Genomic DNA, 21,039 nt, shown 5'->3' with positions numbered 1-21,039 from the left:
CTTTGCTTCTTCATTTCTATTCTGTTAAGATACTTCTTCTTTCTTATCTTTCCCGTATTCATGCTCCCAAAAATCAGCATTTTTAATTCCTAATGGCCCTGGATCGAATACTGGATCTTTTCCTTCTTTTTTCTGTTTTTCATAATCCTTTAATGCGACTAATGCAGGTTTTTGTAATAGTAAAATCGCAATGATATTTACCCATGCCATAATTCCTACCCCAATGTCGCCTAAAGCCCAAGCCGTTGCTGCTGTTTTTATACATCCATAGAATACAGCTCCTAAAAATACAAACTTTAGTACCATAGACATCCAAGGACGGTCTTTATCACGATTTAAGTACGCAATATTCGTTTCTGCAATGTAGTAATACGCCATAATTGTTGTAAACGCGAAGAATAATAACGAGATTGCAACGAAACCGTTTCCAAATCCAGGGAAAACAGATTCTACCGCCGCCTGTGTATATCCTGGTCCTGGCTGAGCACCATTTAGTTTATTAACGATAAAGTTTTTTCCGCTTGCATCAAATACGTTATACATGCCTGTAATAATCATCATAAATGCTGTTGCTGAACAAACAAATAATGTATCAATGTAAACGGAAAATGCTTGCACTAAACCTTGCTTAGCTGGATGTGATACTTCGGCTGCTGCTGCTGCGTGTGGTCCAGTCCCTTGTCCTGCTTCATTGGAATAAATACCACGTTTTACCCCCCAAGAGATTGCTAAACCGATAATACCACCGAAAGCAGCTTCTAATGCAAATGCACTTCTTATAATTAACATAAATGCTTCTGGCAATTTTTCAATATTCATAGCAACAATGACGCAAGCTACTAAAATATAGCCTATTGCCATAAAAGGTACGACAACTTGCGCTACGTTAACAATTCGCTTTACTCCACCGAAAATGATAAGAGCTAATACGACAACTAATATAGCCCCTGATGCGGTAGTATTAATACCAAAAGCCGTTTCTAAACTTACAGCAATACTATTTGCTTGTACGCCTGGTAGTAAAAGTCCTGTTGCAAGAATTGTCGCTGCAACGAATACTAAAGCATACCATTTAACTCCTAGACCTTTTTCGATGTAATAAGCAGGTCCACCACGAAACTGCCCTTGATGTTTCGTCTTATATATTTGCGCGAGTGTTGATTCTACATAAGCTGATCCTGCCCCTAAAAAGGCTACTGCCCACATCCAAAATACAGCTCCTGGTCCACCGAATGCAACCGCTGTTGCTACCCCAGCGATATTCCCTGTCCCAACACGTCCTGATAACGAAAGTGCTAACGCTTGGAATGAAGAAACACCAGCCTCTGATTTTTCTCCTTGAAATGTCAGCTTCACCATTTCTCCTACGTGCCTTACTTGTAAAAACTTCGTTCGAATAGAAAAATATAAACCTACTCCTAAACATAAATAAACAAGTGCTGGACTCCAAACAATATTATTTAACCAATTTACGAAAGTTTCCAACATTCCCCCTCCTTCTTTATAAAGAATATTCAGAATATATATAAAATTATAAGTGCATACCGAATCTAGGACAATATTATTTTAATAAAGTAAACATATTTTTGTATAAAAAAACAAAGTATATATTTGTTTTATATACTTTGTTTTAAACTAAATGTATTATATATTCACAATTGCTTCTCTTTTAATAATTCTTTCGTATAGCTCTTCTGATAATTTCAAGAAGTTATCAGGCATATCTTTCCCTTTAAACTTCTTCTGAAGCGTTCCATATAAACCTATATCACGTAAACGTAAAAATAGTGGCAACGATTCATACCAACTATCCGCCAGCCTGTGCTCATACTCATATCCTTTTCGTAACACTTGTAACTGTTTACGAGCAAAATCTGTCTTCTCTTCTGCTGTCCACGGTGTAAATAGAACAGAGTAATAAAGAACCATCGCTAAATCATGTATAAAGTAATTATAAGCTGCATCATCAAAATCAAAGATTGTTAACTCTTTACCATCATAATGAAAATTACCTGGATGAATATCCCCGTGCATAAGGCCGAACGTTTCTCTTTCAATTGAAAGAGCCTTTATCTCATCCATTAATACCGCAGCGATTTTTTTCACTTGATCATCTTCTAGTTCATTAACAATCCCACTCTCGTCTTCTTCCCACGTATCACGATAGTCTGTTTTAGGATATTCCATTGTAAGGCGATGCAGTTGCCCAATCGCTTTTCCCCATGCTTCAAAGAGAGGCTCGCCCCAATAAGGCGATTCCTCTCCTTTTACTTGCTCACCTTTTGCATATGTAAATAAGGAAGCGAAAAAGAAAGTTTCATCCTCTGCTACGATTTTTTCTACGAGATTTCGAGACGTTGAATAAAGAGGTCCTGCTACCTTTGCCCCATTCTCCGCAACATATCGTAAAAAATCTAGTTCGGCCTCTACCTCTTGTTTAGAACGATGAGAAGAATGTGTTAAACGTAATACGTAATCTTCATCATTATCACCCTTCGCCTTAAAAATATAATTCTCAAAATCTCCAAGTGGCTTTTCTTCCACTGTTACATGAAACAAATTCGCTGCTCTTTTTAAAATCTCTTTCGTAAAAACACGTTCTACAGCTATTTCCATATATATCCCTCCTATATATCTTCTTAATTCGACACAAATGTTAGAAGTACTGCTATGAAATTGAATAATGCACAAAAGACAATGTAACGTAACCTTCAATCCTCTTTTTTTAAAATAATTCAAGCATAAATTTCTCACAAACGACAAAAATTAACAGAAACAATTGCACTTTAAGAGAGGTGGAAATTATGACAGAGCAAAAAGAACAACAAGAGAGTAAAAACCAAAAGCATATGTTTCCATCACTTCCGGAGAACATTAATTACATTGAAAATAAACTTTCTCATTCTGATGATATAAAAAAATTAGATCTCCCTTTTCAAAACGGAAAAGGAGCAATCTTATATATCGAATCTTTAGCAGATCCAAATCTAATTCATCAGTTAGTCCTTGAGCCATTATTAACGCGATCAGATTTATCTTTAGATAAAGCTTTTTCTACGTTAAATATGAAAAAAGAAACGAATTTAAATTATGGGATACAACTTTTATTACAAGGTAAATCCTTATATTTTCATGAACACGTCGACAGTTTTTGTATTTTCGAAACAACCTTATCTTTAAAGAGAGATATAGCAGAGCCTGATAATGAAGGAGTTGTGCGCGGTCCACATACTGGTTTTGTAGAGGATCTAGCAACTAATTTAACCTCTATTCGTAAACTCATTAAGAGTCCAAATTTAGTTGTTAAGTATTTTACACTCGGTGAAGAAATGCACACGAAAGTGGCAATTACTTATATGCAAAATATAGCGAATGACGATTTAGTTATAGAAGTGAAAAGAAGATTGGAAACCATTAAAACGGATGCACTTATGCCACCAGGATACATACAAGAATTTATAGAGGACACGTCTTTCTCCCCATTTCCGCAGCAATTAAATACAGAGCGTCCAGATAGAACTGTTGCTAATCTAATGGAAGGGCGTGTTGCTATTTTATCTGATGGAGATCCAACAGCGCTCATCGTTCCTGTTACATTATTTGCTTTCTATCAATCACCAGATGATTATAATAACCGTTGGATTGTCGGTTCTTTCGTCCGAATGATTCGCTTAGTAAGTTTTTTAATTGCCTTTCTCTTACCAGCTTTATATATTGCAACTGTTGCTTTTCATCCTGATGTGTTACCGCTCGAACTTGTGTATACGATTAAAGCTTCATTAGAGAAAGTACCGCTTCCTCCTATTTTTGAAGCTCTCTTAATGGAGTTAATTTTCGAGTTATTACGAGAAGCTGGTATTCGCTTGCCGAGCCGCGTTGGACAAACAATCGGTATTGTAGGTGGTTTAGTAATTGGGGATGCAATTGTAAAAGCTGGACTCGTTTCTTACACAATGATCATCGTTGTAGCTTTAACTGCAATCTCATCTTTTCTCGTTCCATCAAACGATATGAGTTCAGCAGTTCGGATTCTTCGTTTTCCATTAATGCTCCTTGCTGCCATATTCGGATATGTAGGAATATCATTCGGTCTCATTATAACTTTCGTTCACTTATGTCAGCTTCATTCATTTCATACACCATATCTTTCTCCTGTTGCCCCGATGCGGATTAAAGATATGAAAGATTCTTTCATAAGACTACCAATTTGGTCATTTTGGGAAAGACCACATGATCCAAAACCGAAAAAAATGCAGCGCCAACATGTAACGAGAGAGGATGAGGACGGTGACAAACACGCAAAGTAAAATTTCACTTGTTCAATTTACCTTTTTCGTTATTCAATGCCAAATTGGGGTCGGTATACTATCTCTACCTAACCGGCTTCATCCGATAGCAAAAGGTGGTGGTTGGATTTCTGCGCTCATCGCGGGGCTTGCCATTCAACTTATTATTTTACTTATGTGGCTTTTCTTAAAACGATTTCCTGATGCAGATATGTATAAAAGTGTTTGTATGCTATTTGGTAATAAGTTAGGAAAACTATTGGGCTTTTCTTATGTTTTTTATTTTACCCTTATCGGTATGACGGTTATGTTGAATGCTTGTAACGTCATTAAAGTATGGGTTTTACACGCAACTCCGTGGTCTGCAATTCTCATATTATGTACAGTAGCTTGTTGTTATGTAGCTTATAACACATTTAAAGTCATCGTACGATTTTATGTCATGGCCTCTATTCTCATTATTCCAATGGCTCTTTTAATTGCCCTAGGGCTTTCACGAGCTGATTTCTCTTATATTTTTCCTATTACAGAAGCCGGATGGTGGAATATAATTCAAGCATCCAAGGAAACAATTACAGCCATGTATGGTTTTGAAATTATTCTTATCGCTTTCCCAAAAGTAAATGGGAGTTCTATTGCAAAACTGAAGGCCATTTCTATCGCCAATGGATTTGTAACTCTTTTTTATACTTTTACCGTTTGGATTTGCTTTATCGTATTTAGTCCAAAGCAAATTGAGCTTATTCCAGAGCCAGTTGCTTACTTATTACGCTCCTTGCATATTGGAATTATAGATCGAACGGACCTAATCTTCATCCCAATTTGGATGATAACAGTTGTCGCTTCTATTGCTAGTTATTACTGCGCTGCTTCAATCGGAATTGGACATATATTCAACCTTGCTAATCATAAAAAGGCTGTTCCAATCGTTGGTATTATTGCTTTTAGTGTAGCCTTATTTATAGATACACCTGAAGAATTAAAAGTAATTTCAACTTTCACTGATAAGTTCACCTATATTTTCATCGTTGTTCTCCCTCTTTTATTTCTACTTTATTCAATAATAAGAAAGAAGAAAGGAGAACAGTATGTTCCCAAAAAGAGTTAAATTACTTTTAATATTATGTGCTAGTTCCCTCCTTTCTGGCTGTTGGGATCAAGAACCATTAAGGGAGGCAAGTTTAGCTTATAGCGTTGGAGCTGATATTACGGAAGAGAATAAACTCCAGCAAACAATCGAGCTCGTAAAAAGTTCAAGCGGAGAGCAATCTTCATTTGAGAATGAAATATATTCAGCAACCGGGCATAACATAATGGATACAGGCGATGCCCTAAAAAAAAATGTGACTGGGAATATTCGCTATTTTAAATATGGTGTTCAATTACTCGGAACCAAAATTCTAAAAAAGGGTATACTCCCCTATTTAGATGTCAGCTTTCGAGATCCAACAAACCCAACTGCTTTAGTAAAACTTATTGCAGTAGATGGTGAAACATCGGAGATACTCGAAAAAAAGAAAATAGGAAATTTACTAATTGGAGATTTTCTAAAGAAAAAAGTGAAAAGCTTAGAAGATATGAGTGTATTTCCAAAAGAAACTTTAGAAACAGCTGCTACAAAAATGTTAGATCCCGGTAAAGACTTTACCCTTCCTTCTATAAAAATAAAAGGAAAAGAAGTAGTTACAAACGGGTTAGCTTTATTTAACAATGATAAATTAACTGGGCATTTACCTTTGCAACAATCTGTTTTATTCGTGTTATTAACCGGAAAAATGGGAACAAGTGCCCGTATAACCCAAAAACTGACTAGTGATGAATCTGAGAAGACATCTGATTATTTAACAATGGAAATTAGTAATCGAAAATTAAAACGCGACTTAAAAATAACAACAGATAAAAAAGGAAATGTTTATGCTCACATTAAGCTCCAATTAAAAGTTATAGCACTTGAATCTCCAAGAGATAATATGTATACAATGGACGATAGAGAAAAACTAAATAAAGAACTTTCTAAGCAACTCACGAAAGAAGCGAAAAAAATAACACAAAAACTACAAAAAGCAAATTGTGATGCTTTCGGTATTGGAAGACATCTTATCGCTTATCATCCTAACTTATGGAAGAAAAAAAATTGGAATAAAGATTATGCAAAAGTAAAATTCAAACCTGAAGTAGAAGTAAGCATTTTGTATAGTGGTGTCTTAAAATAAAAAGGTTGTATGCCGCTCGGGCATACAACCTTTTTATTTCGTATATCGATACACAATTGATTCATATGGTCTTAAGTTAAGTTTTGCAATATCCTTGCTGGCATCTTTATAATTCGACAGTAGTACTTCTTGTTTCATTCCATCTAACTGAACGTGCGCTGGTACTGAATACGTTATTTCTTCTCCATAGAAGTTATTTATAACAAGTAGTACTTCACTTTCTGTAGTACGAGTATATGCCCAAATTTTAGGATCATTTTTATCCAAAATAGCATATTCTCCTTCTGTAATTACATCATACGTTTTTCTAAGCTCTATTAACTTTTTATAATGATAAAATACGGACTCTTTATCTTCTAATGCCTTCTCTACGTTTATTTCTTTAAAATTTTCAGCCGCTGAAATCCAAGGTGTACTTGTTGTAAAACCACTGTTCATCTCTTCATTCCACTGCATCGGAGTGCGAGAGTTGTCACGAGATTTTTGCTTTAAAATCCCTATAATCTCTTCTTTTGATAGCCCTTCTTTTAGCTTTATATCGTATATATTTAACGATTCTACATCACGATATTGCTCGATGGACTCAAATTTAGGATTCGTCATACCGATTTCTTCCCCTTGATAAATATAAGGCGTTCCTTGCAGCATGTGCATGGCTGTCGCTAACATTTTTGCAGATTCGTTTCGGTACTTTCCATCATCACCAAAGCGTGACACGATGCGAGGCTGGTCATGATTACACCAAAATAACGCATTCCATCCTCCGCCCTTTTGCATTTCAATTTGCCAGTTAGACATAATCTCTTTTAATTTAATAAAATCAAACTCTGCTTTCGTCCACTTATCACCATTCGGATAATCTACTTTTAAATGATGGAAACTAAACGTCATGCTTAATTCATTACGCTCAGGATTAGAATATTTAATACAATTATCAATTGTCGTAGATGACATTTCTCCAACTGTAATGACATCTTTTCCTGCAAAAACATTTCGGTTCATCTCTTGTAAATATTCATGAACACGCGGACCATCTGTATAATACTTGCGTCCATCACTTGTCGCAGTACTACCTTCATCGTTTAAGAAGCATTGGTCTTTTGAAATTAAGTTAATGACATCTAATCGAAATCCTGTTACCCCTTTATCCAGCCAAAAACGCATCATATCATATACTTCTTCACGAAGTTTTTCATTTTCCCAATTTAAATCAGCTTGTGTTTCATCAAATAAATGTAAATAATATTGCTCCGTCTTCTCATCATATTTCCAAGCAGATCCACCAAACTTAGACTGCCAATTATTTTTTTCATCACGCCAAATATAGTAATTACGATATGGACTATTTTTATCTTCCTTCGCTTCTTTAAACCACTTATGTTCAGTCGAACTATGATTTACAACAATATCCAGCATAATCTCAATGTTACGTACTTTCGCTTCTGCTAAAAGTTCTTCAAACTCTTCCATCGTTCCGTAAGATGGATCAATGCTGTAATAATCACTTACATCATATCCATTATCATTTTGTGGTGATTGGTATATCGGTGTTAACCAAATATAATCCACTCCGAGTTCTTTTAAATAATCTAGTTTCTCTGTAACCCCTTTTATATCACCGGTTTCTCTATTGTAATAACTATTAAAGCTCTTCGGATAAATTTGATAGACTACACTTTTATGCCAATCCTTCATGTTTAACTTCCTCCTACTTCTGTTTCACTCTTTTTGCAAATAACCATGTTAAAGTAAATGGGATTACAACTGCAATAATCATTCCGACAATAAACATTGGAATCGATTTCGGAATGATAGAAATAAATGCTGGCAATCCCCCAATTCCGATAGCAGGTGCTAATACACCATTTAATGTAATGAATATCGCTGCCACAGCAGACCCTATAATCGCTGCATAAAACGGGAACTTATTTCGTAAATTCACACCAAACATCGCTGGTTCTGTAATACCGAAGTATGCTGAAATGGCTGATGTTGATGCCATACTTTTATCATTTTGATTTTTAGAAATCCAGAACATCGCAAGTGCCGCACTACCTTGCGCAATATTAGAAAGAGCAATCATCGGCCAAATAAATGTACCGCCATGTTGTGCAATCAATTGTAAATCAATTGCAATAAACATATGATGCATACCTGTAATTACAAGTGGTGCATATAACGCTCCAAATAATACTGCTCCAACTACTGGTACTGTTTCATATACACCTACTAATCCTACTGTTAATAAATCTCCAATATGACGTGTAACCGGACCAATAATTCCTAATGCTAACACACCTGTCACAACGATTGTTGTAATTGGTACAACTAATAATTGAATTGCATTTGGTACATGTTTCTTTAAGAAAATTTCTACTTTACTTAACACAAATGCAGCTACTAAAACCGGCAAGATTTGACCTTGATACCCTACCTTTTCAATTTGGAACAGTCCTAAAATATCGAAGTACTCAATCTTTTGTCCGTCTAAACCAGTCGCTGCTTTTCCATAGTCCCAAGCGTTTAATAAGGCCGGGTGCACAAGCATTAATCCCATAACAATCCCTAGTATTGGACTACCACCAAAACGCTTCGTTGCTGACCACCCGACAAGTGCTGGTAAGAATACGAATGCTGTATTGGCCATCATATTAATTAAATCCCAAAGCCCGCCTAAGTTCGGATAAACATCTAATAAATTTTTCCCATCAAAAAATAAGTCCTTTGCGCCTAATAGATTGTTAATACCCATTAGTAAACCGGCCGTTACGATCGCTGGTAATATCGGCATAAATACATCTGAAAATATTTTTACAAACTTTTGAGCTGGATTTAACTTCTGATTTCCAGAGTCTTTTACGTCAGCTACAGTCGATTCTTTCATACCCGCAAGCGTTATCAATTCAGCGTAAACACGATCTACATCTCCTGGACCAATTACAACTTGAAATATACCAGCGTTATGAAACGCTCCTTTCACTAATGAAACAGACTGTAATTTATCATTATCTATTTTACTTTCATCTTTTAAAGCGATACGGAGCCTCGTCACACAATGTGCAGCTTGTTCAATATTGTCTTTCCCACCAATATACTGCAACACTTCCTCTGCTGTTTTACGATAGTCTTTCCCCATATTCCCGTCCCTCTTTTCTTTTTTTGATACCGTTTACAATTACATATTAACTCGTATATATAAGTTAGTCAACACTCGTATATACGAGTTTGTGTTTTTTTTATAAAAAAAAGAGATGAAACAATATTTTGTTCCACCTCTTTACTTCCTGCGTGCCACATCCGAAAAGTGAAAAATATCTAAACGGTGGCGTGATTCTGTATATTCAAACTGACTTCCATCATACAAATGTGTAAAGTTTTTCACAACGACAACATAGTCTGTTCCATTTAAATCTAAATACTTTCTGTCATCCTCTGTACATGGCTGTACTTCAATTACCCTCTGCGAATAACTAATATGTAGCCCAAGCTCTTTCTCGATGTATTTATAAATCGATGCAGTTGCAATTTCTTTCGTTAATCCTGGAACAAACTCAGATACAAAATGATTTATATCTAAAATTACTTTTTCTCCATCAATATTTCGTACACGTTTAATATGGTCAATCTCTGTTTTTTCTTTTACATTTAATAATTTTGCAATTTCTTTTGTGGCTTTTTCTTTGTCCATTTCCACAACTTCTGTAATACAATGACGTCCTAAACGTTCATTTTCTTCTTGAAAACTTACAATACCGCCAAAATTAAATTCAATATTTTTTCGCTTTAAAACAAAAACACCTTTTCCATGAATTTTTTGCACATATCCACGCTCTTGCAGTAAATCTACAGCTTTTCTCACCGTGCCTCGGCTTGCCTCATACTGCTTCATTAATTCTGTTTCTGATGGGATTTTGCATCCCTCTTTTAATTGTTTATTATCAATAGATTTACTGATTTCTGTATAAATTTGTTCATACTTACTCATCATCTACAATAGCCCCTTGTCACCTTCTAATTCTATATGTATTATAACATGCTTCACTCTTCTGCCAATCTCTCACTTATTTTCCAGTACAAGAAAAATATAGGTAAATATTTAATCTTTAAAACGTATTTTTATAAAAATTTTTATATTTTTCTTTTCATTCAAAAAAACATGTAGTATACTAACTTCAAAATCAGAGGAGAAAGGGAGCAAAGAACTATGCTTACTTATACAACAACTGTAGTTACATTTGCACAAAAACATCATCATCATACGTAACCCTTGAAACCTAGCGGAAAAATTACGCGTAGGTACAAGGGTTATTCCCGTTGTACCTACGCTTTGGCAAAAGAGCCATGTAGGTATTTTTTTATCTACATGGCTCTTTTTTTATTGTCAAAAAGCTAGTAAAAAATGATGTTTAAGCAAAACTTACTACAAAGGAGTTAACAAAAATGGAAACGAAAAAATGGGGATTATGGGTTTTAACAGCATTTGTTATCGGGAATATGGTTGGCGGTGGCGTATTTATGCTTCCAGCAAATTTAGCACAAGTATCAGGTCCAATGGGTTCTACACTCGCATGGAGTATTACAGGCCTTGGCGTATTTATGATTGCACTTGTATTTGGAAATTTAGCGATTCGTAAACCAGAATTAAAAGCTGGACCACAAAGCTATGCTCAAGCGATGTTTCCTTCAAAAAAAGCTGGTAAAGTTGCAGGATATAGTATGGCATGGGGATATTGGGCTGCTAACTGGGCTGCAACAGCATCTGTTATTATTTCCTTTGCTGGATATTTATCAACATTCTTTCCAGTTTTACAAAGTAAGCAAATTCTTTTTTCAATAAACGGATTTTCACTAGAACTCGGAAAAGGGTTAACTTTCCTTGTATGTAGCCTTATGCTATGGGGAATTCAATATATTCTTTCTCAAAATATTGATCGAGCTGGAAATATGAATCTACTTGCTACTATTGCAAAAATTATCGGATTTACAATGTTTATTGTAATTACATTATTCATTTTCAATGCTTCTAATTTCGGAGACGGTCAAACCTTTATGAATGAAGCAGGACAATCTATCTCGTTAGGTGGCCAAATCAATTCAGCTGCTATTGCAACACTTTGGGCGTTTATCGGTATTGAATCAGCGGTTATGCTTTCTAACCGTGCAAAATCACAGCGCGATGTAAAAAAAGCTACGATTTTCGGATTAATTATCGCTCTTCTTATTTACATGTCAATTACTTTACTTACAATGGGAGCTCTTCCGCAAGATGCTTTAAAGGAGTCTCAAAAACCGTTAGTAGATGCATTAAATTTAGCAATTGGAAATAAAGGTGCATATATAATGGCCTTACTCGCTCTTATATCTTTATTTGGATCTACAGTTGGCTGGATTGTTGTTAGTTCAGAAGTACCTTACCAGGCAGCAAAAAATGGACTTTTCCCTAAGTTTTTCGGGAAAACAAATAAAAAAGGTAGTCCTTCAAAATCACTATTGATTACAAATATAATGACGCAAATTTTCTTATTTTCAACGATTTCTGGTACTGTTTCAGAAGCGTATAGTTTCGCTATCGTCGTAGCAACATTAGCCTATTTAATTCCATACCTTGTTTCTACCTTGTACCAATTAAAATTAGTTATTACAGGAGAAACGTATGATATACTGCCCGGATCTCGAGTAAAAGATGGAATCATTACGACATTAGCGTTGGTATACTCTATTTGGGTTATCAAAACGGGAACTGCTGATTTAAAAACATTCTTCTTAGGAATTGGATTGTTCGTATTAGGTCTTATTCTTTATCCAGTACTAATGAAAGACTCACAAAAAACGGATTAAATAAAGAGAAGCTGCTGGCTTCTCTTTTTTATTAAAAATCTGTAATTAACTTTTCTTTTAGCTCTCCTACAGATAAAGGTTTCGCATAATAAAATCCCTGTACATAATCACAGCTCATTGATTGTAACAAACTCTCTTGCTCTACTGTTTCTACTCCTTCAGCAACTACTGCTAAATTTAAACTATGAGCAATTTCAATAACGGATTTTACAATCGTTCGTTCTGGTTGTGCGTGATCATAATGAAATTCACGAATAAAATTACGATCAATTTTTACAATATCCAGTGGTAGTTGTTTTAAATAATATAAGGAAGAATAGCCAGTTCCGAAATCATCCAAAGCAATTAAAACACCCATATTTCTTAATTCTTGTAATGTAGCAATAATATAATCAAAATGGCGGACTGCTATGCTTTCCGTTATTTCTAATATTAAACGGTTCGGAGGAAAACCAGTTCTCTTTAAAATGCTACGTACAGAGAAAATAAAACGTTTCTGCATTAATTGTTGTATAGATAAATTCACTGATAACTTTAGTCCTTCTTGATAATTGGGCAATGTTTTAAACAATCGGCACGATTTTTCTAATACCCAGTCTCCTAGCTTTATAATAAGTCCAGACTCTTCAGCTACCGGGATAAATTCGTTTGGTGAAATAGGTCCGTCTTCTGTCATACAGCGTACTAGAGCTTCTATACCAGAATATCTCTTCGTTTTCAAATCAATAATAGGCTGCAATACTACATCTAACTCTTCATCACGAATTGCCTTTTGCAAAGCAAACTCAACTTTCATTCTACGATTTATTTTCGCGCGTAGCTCATCTGTAAAGAAACATGCAGCATTTCTCCCCTGTTCTTTTGCACTATACATAGCTAAGTCGGAGTTTTTCAATAATGTTTCCACGTCTTGTCCGTCTTGTGGATAAGAACAAAGTCCTAGACTAGCTGAAATATATACTTCATGGCCTTCAAGAATAAATGGTGCCTGGAAACATGACAACACAGATGTCGCTAACTGCCTCATATCATCTTGTCTATGATTTTTTGTTAACAGCACAAATTCGTCGCCACCTAGCCTAGCCAGAACATCTTTCTCTCCTAGTACATAATGCAACCTTGAAGCGACTTCGCTTAAAAGTAAGTCCCCTATCATATGACCTAACGTATCATTTACTAATTTAAAACGGTCCAAATCAAAGTAAATCATACCAAATTCTTTTTTATCTGCAATCAATTTATTAACGGTCGTTATTAATTGCAAACGGTTCGGCAAACTCGTTAAAGCATCATGATAGGCAAGTTCCCTATAACGACTTTCACTTAGCCGCAACCTCTGTTCCGCTTCTTTTCTACTACTAATATCATTTCGTATTGCGATAAACTGGTAAGGCTCTCCTTTTTCATTTAAAAATGGAACAATTGTTGTTTTGACCCAATAATATGTACCATCTTTTGCTCGATTCCGAATCTCACCTGTCCATACTTTCCCATTCAAAATACGTTTCCATAAGTTTTGAAAAAAGGTTTTCGGATGATGACCTGAATTTAAAATACGGTGATCTTTTCCAATTAATTCTTCTCTTTTGTATTTAGAGATTTCACAAAATTTATCATTTACATATGTAATAAGACCTTTTCGATCTGTAATTGCAACAATTGAAGACTCATCTAATGCTAACTTTAAATCTCGCAACGAAGAGTCATATAATGCATGACCTCTCTGTTCTAGCATGCGCATCTCTCCTTGCTTCTATCTGACTAAAACACAACCTGTTTCTCTTCATAGAAATAGAGATATTTCATTTTCTAATACTAGCCCTTTACATAAATTATCTTTTTAAATAAACCGATTAAAATAACATAATATTATTTGTAATAAAAAGCAATATTATACCGTTTCAATTATAACTGGTAGCTTCCCATATCTCTAATTACTTCGCGCCTTATTATACCGCAATCCTTTTAAGTAGCTCTATGCAAGCCTTGTTTCCAACTAATACCACTCATATCTGATCTCTTTGCTTTTAATAACGAAATAGAAATTAGATCATACTACATAACTATTCACAAATAATAATATGAAAATCTACATTAATGTGCATGTTTTTGAATTACAATAACAAAATATTAACATATTTCCACCTTAACTTTGGAATTATTTTATAAATAAATACTGTATTAAACTAAAAAAGAGGATAGCCTCTTTTTTAGTTTAATACGAATATGGTATTTGCTGATAACCTGGGTATGGCATTGGATACGTTACAGGGTATGGTGATGGATAAGCTACTGGATATGGAGCCGGATAATATCCTCCACTTGTTGCACCTGTTAATGCACCAGCTGTCAGTCCGCCTAACACTCCTCCTGCAAAGCTTCCAGGGAAAAATCCGCCTCCCCATGAACTACCACCACCCCAGCCCCATCCGCCTCCGTGATGATGATGGTGATCATAGTGATTGTGTCCTCCATGGTGATGATGTCCACCATGATTGTGTCCTCCATGATGATGATTTCGATAGTACAATCCATTATTTTCTATATAATTCATGTTTCTCCGCTCCTTTTCGATTTTTTCATTTTCATATGCGTTAAGAGTGGGATAAAAAATGGGATAGTACACTGTATGTAGGACAAATGCGGAAAGTATAGGTGAAATGTCTATATTTTGTAAAAAAAGCAAAACACCTTATAATAAAGATGTCATATTACATCTTCTATTTAAGAAGTCTATATTGAAAAAAGATTAGGGGAATTATATAGAAATGAAGAAGCCTATCGTTCAATTACTATTAATATTTACAATTGTATCTATCGTTCTGTTCCTATTAAATACATCGTATATTTCGTTATATACATTTGTCGGTGCTCTATGGTCCATCACAATTGTCGGAATTTCATTCGTTATTTTTATAGAAAATAGATCTCCACAAAGTACGTTAGCATGGTTTTTAGTATTAGCACTTCTTCCTATTATAGGTGTGCTTTTATACGCTATTTTCGGACGCAGCCGCTGGAGAAGAAAAAAACATCTCCATCGTTCAGAAGAACAAAGAAAATTATTCCGTGAAATATTAGAAGGAAGAAGACTAGAGTTATTACTCACAGTCCCACTAAATGAACGTTCCATACATTTAACAGAAGTCATACAAAAATTTGGAGGTGGTCCTGCCGCAGATAAAACAACTACAAAACTTTTAACAAACGGAGATCAAACATTTTCAGAAATTTTGCGAGCTATAGAGCAGGCAAAGCATCATATACATATTCAATACTACATTTATAAATCTGATGAAATTGGTACAAAAGTTCGAGATGCTTTAATACAAAAAGCAAAAGATGGTGTTATTGTACGCTTCCTTTATGATGGCCTTGGAAGTAATACGTTACGACGACGATTTTTGCAACCTATGAAAGAAGCTGGGATTGAAATTGTAGAATTTGACCCTATTTTTTCAGCTTGGTTACTTGAAACTGTCAATTATCGTAACCATCGAAAAATTGTTATTGTAGATGGAAAAATTGGTTTTACCGGAGGACTCAATGTCGGTGATGAATATCTTGGCCGTTCCAAGAAATTTCCTGTTTGGCGTGATAGTCATTTAAAAATAGAAGGAAAAGCATTATATAAATTACAAGCAATCTTTCTAGAAGACTGGCTCTATGCCTCTAGTGGTTTAAATACTTATTCCTGGGATCAATTCATGAATAGACAATACTTCCCAGGTAAAGAGATTTCAAATGCAGAAGGTGCTGTTCAAATCGTAGCAAGCGGACCAAGCTCCGATGATAAAAGTATTCGTAATACATTATTAGCTGTTATGGGCTCTGCAAAAAAATCCATTTGGATCGCTACACCCTACTTTATTCCAGATCAAGAAACTTTAACATTATTACGCTTAAGTGCAATTGCCGGAATAGATGTACGGATTTTATATCCAGGTAAAAGTGATAGCATCATTAGTGATCAAGCATCTCAATCCTATTTCACTCCACTTTTAAAAGCTGGTGCTTCTATTTACAGTTATAAAGATGGTTTTATGCATGCAAAAATTGTACTCGTTGATGATACAATTGCAACTATTGGAACAGCGAACATGGATGTACGTAGCTTTGAATTGAATTACGAAATTATTAGCGTGCTTTATGAATCAAAAACAGTTCACGACATTAAACGTGATTTTGAAGAAGATTTTAAACATTCAACTGAAATTAAATGGAACTCTTTCCAAAAAAGAAGTATAAAAAAACGCATATTGGAGTCTTTCATGAGGCTCATTTCTCCTTTACTGTAGGCAATCAACTTCATCTTGATTGCTTTTTCTTTTCCCTTTATCCTCCTTCCTTTTCTTTGCATACCATATTAAAACAAGTTATCATAAGATGTATTACTTTATGAAAATAATGTTAGGTGGGAAATACATGTTAGAACAATTTCATATACATGCTGATTTAAAACAACAGCTTTCTACGATTCATGAAAAGAATAAACAAGAAGCTGGTGAAAATGCACATTTAATCGGAACGAAAATATATAAAGCGTCTGATAATAGCATTATTGAAGATGCGATTACAGCACTTCTTCTTGGCAAGAATATTCTATTAAAAGGACCGACTGGTAGTGGTAAAACAGTACTAGCGGAAACTCTTTCTTCTTTATTCCAAAAACCAATGCATAGCATTAACTGCTCTGTCGACTTAGATGTAGAGGGTATTTTAGGATACAACACACTACAAACGAAAGATGGTGCATCTGAAGTTTCATTCGTTAACGGTCCTCTTATGAAAGCAATGAAGAACGGTCACTTCCTATATATTGACGAAATCAATATGGCAAAACCTGAAACGTTACCACTTCTTCACGGCGCATTAGATTACCGTAAAATGATTACAAACCCATTTACACAAGAGGTTGTATACGGTGATGACGAATACCGTGTAATTGCTGCGATTAACGAAGGTTACGTTGGAACAAGTGAACTAAATGAAGCGTTAAAAAACCGTTTCGTTATTATTGAAGTTCCTTACATTCAAGGTGATACATTAAAAGAACTATTATTAGCAGAATCAAAATTAAATGATGTTGCAACAATTGAAAAGTTTGTTGCATTTGCAAGCGACCTTATGCCTTTAGCTCGCGATGGACGTGTAAGTGAAGAAGCAGCAAGTATTCGTGGTATTATCGACGCATGTGATTTAGGTGTATATATTCCTGTTATGCGAGCGATTGAACGAAGCATAATTGCAAAACTTAATGATGAAACAGAACAAATGACTGTCCGTGAATTAGCAGAAAGTTATTTCTTTGAGGGATAATTTATGAGACAAATTTTTAGTGACAAAAAAATTGATGCGTCGCTGTTTCTACAAATGGAAAACTTAATGTATGCCCTTCTAAAAGAAGACGATGCCTATCTTGAATATGGCTATAAAGCATACTACGACGAAATTGAAAAGAAAGTTGTCATTAGTCACTTTTGGGATGATCGAAAAGAAGAAGATACAGTAATCGGATTAAAAAGCGAAGTGTTCTTAAAAGCACTTGGTAATAAACATTACTCGGACATGACTTTAATTCGTTCTTATGCGATTGAATTGCAAGAATCGCCCCTAAAAAAGTTTTTAACACAATTATTTGTTCTATTAGAAGATTTACGCGTTGAGGAAATCGTAAAGAACTTACGTCCTGGCACGAAGCATGTTTTTAAACGTCGAAAAGAAATGTACCGCAATTATTTCGGCTCTCAAAATGAAATAAACCGTGTTCGTAATTATCACGGTGATCGTCTATTTTGCCTATGCTATCTTTCATTAACTAGCGATAAATACGAAATGTTTAATAATGAATATTTTGAGCAAATTGAAGCGATTTTACATGAAACATTCCAAGCACGTAATACAGAAGATATTATGTATATCGTTGAGAAAATTCGCTATCGCTTAGAGGCGCTTCTTGAAAGCGATATGCTTAACAACTATTTCGGACATGCTCCACTTTACTTATCTGTCCTTGCAGACGAAAAGAACTGTCGCGTCGAAGATTTAGCAAATGATGATACGCAGCTTATAGATGACGATGAAAATAAAAACAAAATGGATGAAAGTTTCTCCACATGGCATCGTGAAAATAAAAATAACGAAAACGAGAACTTTTTACGCTTTGAATTAGAAAGCGGAACAAAAACTAATATGATGGGTGATACTGCCCGTGAATCAGAAGATGGCGACCAAGCACTTGGTTCTGTACAAGGTACTTCACAAAAAAGTACACAATCCAACTTTGATGGCGCTGATACAGAAGAAGCAAGGGCTTCACACGCTTCTAGCCAGCACGACGGTGCATACGGTAAGTATAATGTAGGTGCTTCTCATACATTTAAAGAAGCTCGCAAACCAAACTCAGATGAGAAAAAAGATTACCAAGCTATCAAATCAGTCGTCAATAAAGATGTAAAAGAATTAAAGAAAATTATCGAAAAAACAATTGAAAATAAAACGAATGCGAATAGTGATAAATATTACGGAAGACTTCGTAAGAAATTCCTTCGTATTTATACCGAAAAACAACCGCGTATGTTTTATAAAAAAGGACAAGAGTCACAAGAACTCGATGTTGCATTCCAACTATTAGTTGACTGTTCTGGTTCTATGTATAACAAAATGGAAGAAACGAAGAAGAGTGTTGTACTATTCCATGAAGCTTTAAAGTCTTTAAAAATCCCGCACGCTATTAGCGGATTTTGGGAAGATGCCTCTAGCGCTAAACCTGAAGATAAGCCGAACGTTATCCATGAAGTTGTAAATTATAAAAACTCAACGTTGCCAAACGTTGGTCCAGAAATTATGCAACTTCGTGAAGAAGAAGATAACCGCGACGGATATATTATTCGTATCGTTTCTGAAAAACTTGCCAAAAGACCTGAGAAACATAAATTCTTACTAGTCTTCACAGACGGTGAGCCTTCTGCGCTAGACTATCAACAAGACGGAATTTTAGATACGCATGAAGCTGTTAAACTCGCGCGTAAAAGTGGTATGGAAGTAATCGGTATCTTCATCGAAGAAGGCGAAGCGAAAGAAGCAACTTATCAATTGATGAAAAACATTTATAACCATCACTTCTTAGTTGCAAATCATGCTGAAGATTTACGATTGAAGATTAAACCATTGCTGAAAAAACTATTACTGAAGACGATTGAATAGAAAATAGGAGCCTTGTGGCTCCTGTTTTTTCGTTCAATTACTTTGTTTCTGGTTGAAACTTGTATGGAATGGCTACTTCTAATAAAGATTCAAATCCTCCGTCATAGTATGGGAAACGCTCATTCGCAATTGTTCGATCTACCCACTCTATTGCAGAAATTTCACCTTCATCTTCCGCAATAAGTTCCCCTTTTACTACATTCGCTCGGAATGTAAAAAATAGTGCATGATTACCTGATTCTTCAAAGAATTTTTCATTGATCGCAACAAGCCCCCCAGCCAAGGCGGTTAAACCTGTCTCTTCTTTCACTTCTCTTATTAGTGCTTCCTCTAATATTTCACCTTTTTCCACAGCCCCACCTGGCAATGACCAAACGTTTTGTTCTACATTATGTACCATTAATATTTTATCTGTTTCTTCGTCATGTATTAGTGCGTATACGACATCAACTCTTTGCATAAGACTTCTCTCCTCCCAAAAATAATGAAGAGCCGATTCCTAAGAATCGACTCTTCCTATTAATTCATCACTAACTCAGCTGTGAGCTTTTTTTTTAACTTAGCCAGCATGTCAGTTGTCATTTTGTCTAAATCGTATTCTGCTTTAAAGCCCCACTCTTTCATTGCTGCAGTTGCGTCAATAGAGTTTGGCCAGCTATCAGCGATTGTTTGACGAGCTGAATCTACTGCATAATCCATTGTAAACGTCGGAATGTGTTTACGAATTGACGCTGCAATTTGCTCTGGCTCGAAGCTCATTGCTGTAATGTTAAATGCATTTCTATGCACTAGCTTACTTGGATCAGCTTCCATTAATGAAATGATCGCTTGTAAAGCATCAGGCATATACATCATGTCCATGTACGTTCCTTCAGCAATGTATGAGGTGTATGCACCTTTTTTAATCGCCTCATAATAAATTTCAACTGCATAATCAGTCGTTCCGCCTCCTGGAGGAGCTACGTAAGAAATTAAACCTGGGAAACGGACACCGCGCGTATCTACGCCAAATTTTTGATGATAATAATCACATAGTAATTCTCCTGCCACTTTGTTTACCCCATACATCGTAGTAGGACGCTGAATTGTATCTTGCGGTGTATTATCTTTTGGCGTCGATGGACCGAATGCACCGATAGAACTTGGCGTGAAGAACTTACAGTTTAATTCACGAGCTGCTTCTAATGCATTTACAAGTCCGCCCATATTTAAGTTCCATGCGAATAACGGATTTTTTTCTGCTGTTGCTGAAAGTAAAGCTGCTAAATGAATAATTGTATCTACTTCATTACGCTTTGCGATATCATGTAGTTTTTGTCCATCTGTTACATCTAACGTTTCAAATGGACCAGACGTTACTACTTCACTATCTGTTTCACGAATATCTGTTGCAATAACATTTGATGCGCCGTATACATCACGAAGTTTCATTACTAGTTCAGAACCAATTTGCCCTAAAGAACCGGTTACTAGAATTTTTTTCATTTTCCCCACTC

At 35.4% G+C, this 21,039-nt stretch carries 16 protein-coding genes; 7 read left to right on the top strand and 9 right to left on the bottom strand.

All coding sequences use genetic code 11. The annotated features are described in order from the left end of the window. Positions 1–24: 24 nt before the first annotated feature. Entirely contained in the window at positions 25–1,485 is a 1,461-nt protein-coding gene (locus tag AB6801_RS25930) for an alanine/glycine:cation symporter family protein (protein WP_000447396.1), read from the bottom strand. A 159-nt stretch (positions 1,486–1,644) separates the two neighbouring features. Next, positions 1,645–2,616, bottom strand: a complete 972-nt coding sequence (locus AB6801_RS25925; RefSeq protein ID WP_000401649.1) for a phosphotransferase enzyme family protein — start codon at positions 2,614–2,616, stop codon at positions 1,645–1,647. A 188-nt stretch (positions 2,617–2,804) separates the two neighbouring features. Here AB6801_RS25925 and gerKA point away from each other — a divergent pair, with 188 nt between their 5' ends. Genes gerKA through AB6801_RS25910 form a run of 3 tightly spaced genes read left to right on the top strand, consistent with a single transcriptional unit; the run spans position 2,805 to position 6,499 of the window. Next, positions 2,805–4,307, top strand: coding sequence for a spore germination protein GerKA (gene gerKA / locus AB6801_RS25920; protein ID WP_000139248.1), 1,503 nt, complete (start codon positions 2,805–2,807; stop codon positions 4,305–4,307). Beyond that, complete coding sequence (locus AB6801_RS25915) at positions 4,288–5,394, top strand: GerAB/ArcD/ProY family transporter (protein WP_000185796.1); 1,107 nt, start codon at positions 4,288–4,290, stop codon at positions 5,392–5,394. The genes gerKA and AB6801_RS25915 overlap by 20 nt, the downstream gene beginning before the upstream one ends. Beyond that, on the top strand, positions 5,375–6,499 hold the full coding sequence (locus AB6801_RS25910; RefSeq protein ID WP_000484125.1) for a Ger(x)C family spore germination protein: 1,125 nt from the start codon (positions 5,375–5,377) through the stop codon (positions 6,497–6,499). The genes AB6801_RS25915 and AB6801_RS25910 overlap by 20 nt, the downstream gene beginning before the upstream one ends. Positions 6,500–6,532: 33 nt before the next feature. Here the strand turns inward: AB6801_RS25910 and treC are convergent, their stop codons facing one another. From treC to treR, 3 genes are all read right to left on the bottom strand, one after another. Next, positions 6,533–8,194, bottom strand: coding sequence for an alpha,alpha-phosphotrehalase (treC, locus tag AB6801_RS25905; RefSeq protein ID WP_000656144.1), 1,662 nt, complete (start codon positions 8,192–8,194; stop codon positions 6,533–6,535). Positions 8,195–8,207: 13 nt separating this feature from the next. After that, positions 8,208–9,635 (bottom strand): PTS system trehalose-specific EIIBC component, encoded by a 1,428-nt coding sequence (gene treP, locus AB6801_RS25900; RefSeq protein ID WP_000513940.1) that lies wholly within the window; start codon positions 9,633–9,635, stop codon positions 8,208–8,210. 141 nt (positions 9,636–9,776) lie between these two features. Then, on the bottom strand, positions 9,777–10,487 hold the full coding sequence (treR, locus tag AB6801_RS25895; protein WP_000987244.1) for a trehalose operon repressor: 711 nt from the start codon (positions 10,485–10,487) through the stop codon (positions 9,777–9,779). Positions 10,488–10,939: 452 nt separating this feature from the next. On the opposite strand from treR, the gene AB6801_RS25890 reads away from it, so the two are divergent. Continuing rightward, the gene (locus AB6801_RS25890; protein ID WP_000448444.1) at positions 10,940–12,337 is read left to right on the top strand and encodes an amino acid permease; all 1,398 of its coding nucleotides are present in this window, start codon (positions 10,940–10,942) and stop codon (positions 12,335–12,337) included. 31 nt (positions 12,338–12,368) lie between these two features. Here the strand turns inward: AB6801_RS25890 and AB6801_RS25885 are convergent, their stop codons facing one another. After that, a complete protein-coding gene (locus AB6801_RS25885) occupies positions 12,369–14,072 on the bottom strand; it encodes a putative bifunctional diguanylate cyclase/phosphodiesterase (RefSeq protein WP_000893350.1) in 1,704 nt (567 codons plus the stop codon). A gap of 480 nt (positions 14,073–14,552) precedes the next feature. Next, positions 14,553–14,891, bottom strand: coding sequence for a hypothetical protein (locus AB6801_RS25880; RefSeq protein WP_001106403.1), 339 nt, complete (start codon positions 14,889–14,891; stop codon positions 14,553–14,555). 214 nt (positions 14,892–15,105) lie between these two features. Here AB6801_RS25880 and AB6801_RS25875 point away from each other — a divergent pair, with 214 nt between their 5' ends. From AB6801_RS25875 to AB6801_RS25865, 3 genes are all read left to right on the top strand, one after another. Further along, the gene (locus AB6801_RS25875) at positions 15,106–16,635 is read left to right on the top strand and encodes a cardiolipin synthase (protein ID WP_000743031.1); all 1,530 of its coding nucleotides are present in this window, start codon (positions 15,106–15,108) and stop codon (positions 16,633–16,635) included. Positions 16,636–16,762: 127 nt separating this feature from the next. Next, positions 16,763–17,656, top strand: coding sequence for an ATP-binding protein (locus tag AB6801_RS25870; RefSeq protein ID WP_000892973.1), 894 nt, complete (start codon positions 16,763–16,765; stop codon positions 17,654–17,656). 3 nt (positions 17,657–17,659) lie between these two features. Further along, positions 17,660–19,543, top strand: a complete 1,884-nt coding sequence (locus AB6801_RS25865) for a vWA domain-containing protein (protein WP_001248851.1) — start codon at positions 17,660–17,662, stop codon at positions 19,541–19,543. A gap of 37 nt (positions 19,544–19,580) precedes the next feature. Here the strand turns inward: AB6801_RS25865 and AB6801_RS25860 are convergent, their stop codons facing one another. Beyond that, on the bottom strand, positions 19,581–20,003 hold the full coding sequence (locus tag AB6801_RS25860) for an NUDIX hydrolase (RefSeq protein WP_001189940.1): 423 nt from the start codon (positions 20,001–20,003) through the stop codon (positions 19,581–19,583). A 59-nt stretch (positions 20,004–20,062) separates the two neighbouring features. After that, on the bottom strand, positions 20,063–21,028 hold the full coding sequence (locus AB6801_RS25855; RefSeq protein WP_000723129.1) for an L-threonine 3-dehydrogenase: 966 nt from the start codon (positions 21,026–21,028) through the stop codon (positions 20,063–20,065). Positions 21,029–21,039: the final 11 nt, after the last annotated feature.

It is taken from the genome of Bacillus sp. RCC_6_1 (assembly GCF_041360755.1).
GTDB lineage: Bacteria > Bacillota > Bacilli > Bacillales > Bacillaceae_G > Bacillus_A > Bacillus_A cereus.
Note: the sequence above shows the minus strand (reverse complement) of the source record. Positions and strands in the feature narration are given on the sequence as shown.

Bases quoted from the DNA above. Each gene is read 5' to 3' on its own strand.
- AB6801_RS25925 (WP_000401649.1), bottom strand. From the start codon at position 2,616: ATGGAAATAGCTGTAGAACGTGTTTTTACGAAAGAGATTTTAAAAAGA.
- gerKA (WP_000139248.1), top strand. From the start codon at position 2,805: ATGACAGAGCAAAAAGAACAACAAGAGAGTAAAAACCAAAAGCATATG.
- AB6801_RS25910 (WP_000484125.1), top strand. From the start codon at position 5,375: ATGTTCCCAAAAAGAGTTAAATTACTTTTAATATTATGTGCTAGTTCC.
- treC (WP_000656144.1), bottom strand. From the start codon at position 8,194: ATGAAGGATTGGCATAAAAGTGTAGTCTATCAAATTTATCCGAAGAGC.
- treP (WP_000513940.1), bottom strand. From the start codon at position 9,635: ATGGGGAAAGACTATCGTAAAACAGCAGAGGAAGTGTTGCAGTATATT.
- treR (WP_000987244.1), bottom strand. From the start codon at position 10,487: ATGATGAGTAAGTATGAACAAATTTATACAGAAATCAGTAAATCTATT.
- AB6801_RS25890 (WP_000448444.1), top strand. From the start codon at position 10,940: ATGGAAACGAAAAAATGGGGATTATGGGTTTTAACAGCATTTGTTATC.
- AB6801_RS25885 (WP_000893350.1), bottom strand. From the start codon at position 14,072: ATGCTAGAACAGAGAGGTCATGCATTATATGACTCTTCGTTGCGAGAT.
- AB6801_RS25880 (WP_001106403.1), bottom strand. From the start codon at position 14,891: ATGAATTATATAGAAAATAATGGATTGTACTATCGAAATCATCATCAT.
- AB6801_RS25875 (WP_000743031.1), top strand. From the start codon at position 15,106: ATGAAGAAGCCTATCGTTCAATTACTATTAATATTTACAATTGTATCT.
- AB6801_RS25870 (WP_000892973.1), top strand. From the start codon at position 16,763: ATGTTAGAACAATTTCATATACATGCTGATTTAAAACAACAGCTTTCT.
- AB6801_RS25865 (WP_001248851.1), top strand. From the start codon at position 17,660: ATGAGACAAATTTTTAGTGACAAAAAAATTGATGCGTCGCTGTTTCTA.
- AB6801_RS25860 (WP_001189940.1), bottom strand. From the start codon at position 20,003: ATGCAAAGAGTTGATGTCGTATACGCACTAATACATGACGAAGAAACA.
- AB6801_RS25855 (WP_000723129.1), bottom strand. From the start codon at position 21,028: ATGAAAAAAATTCTAGTAACCGGTTCTTTAGGGCAAATTGGTTCTGAA.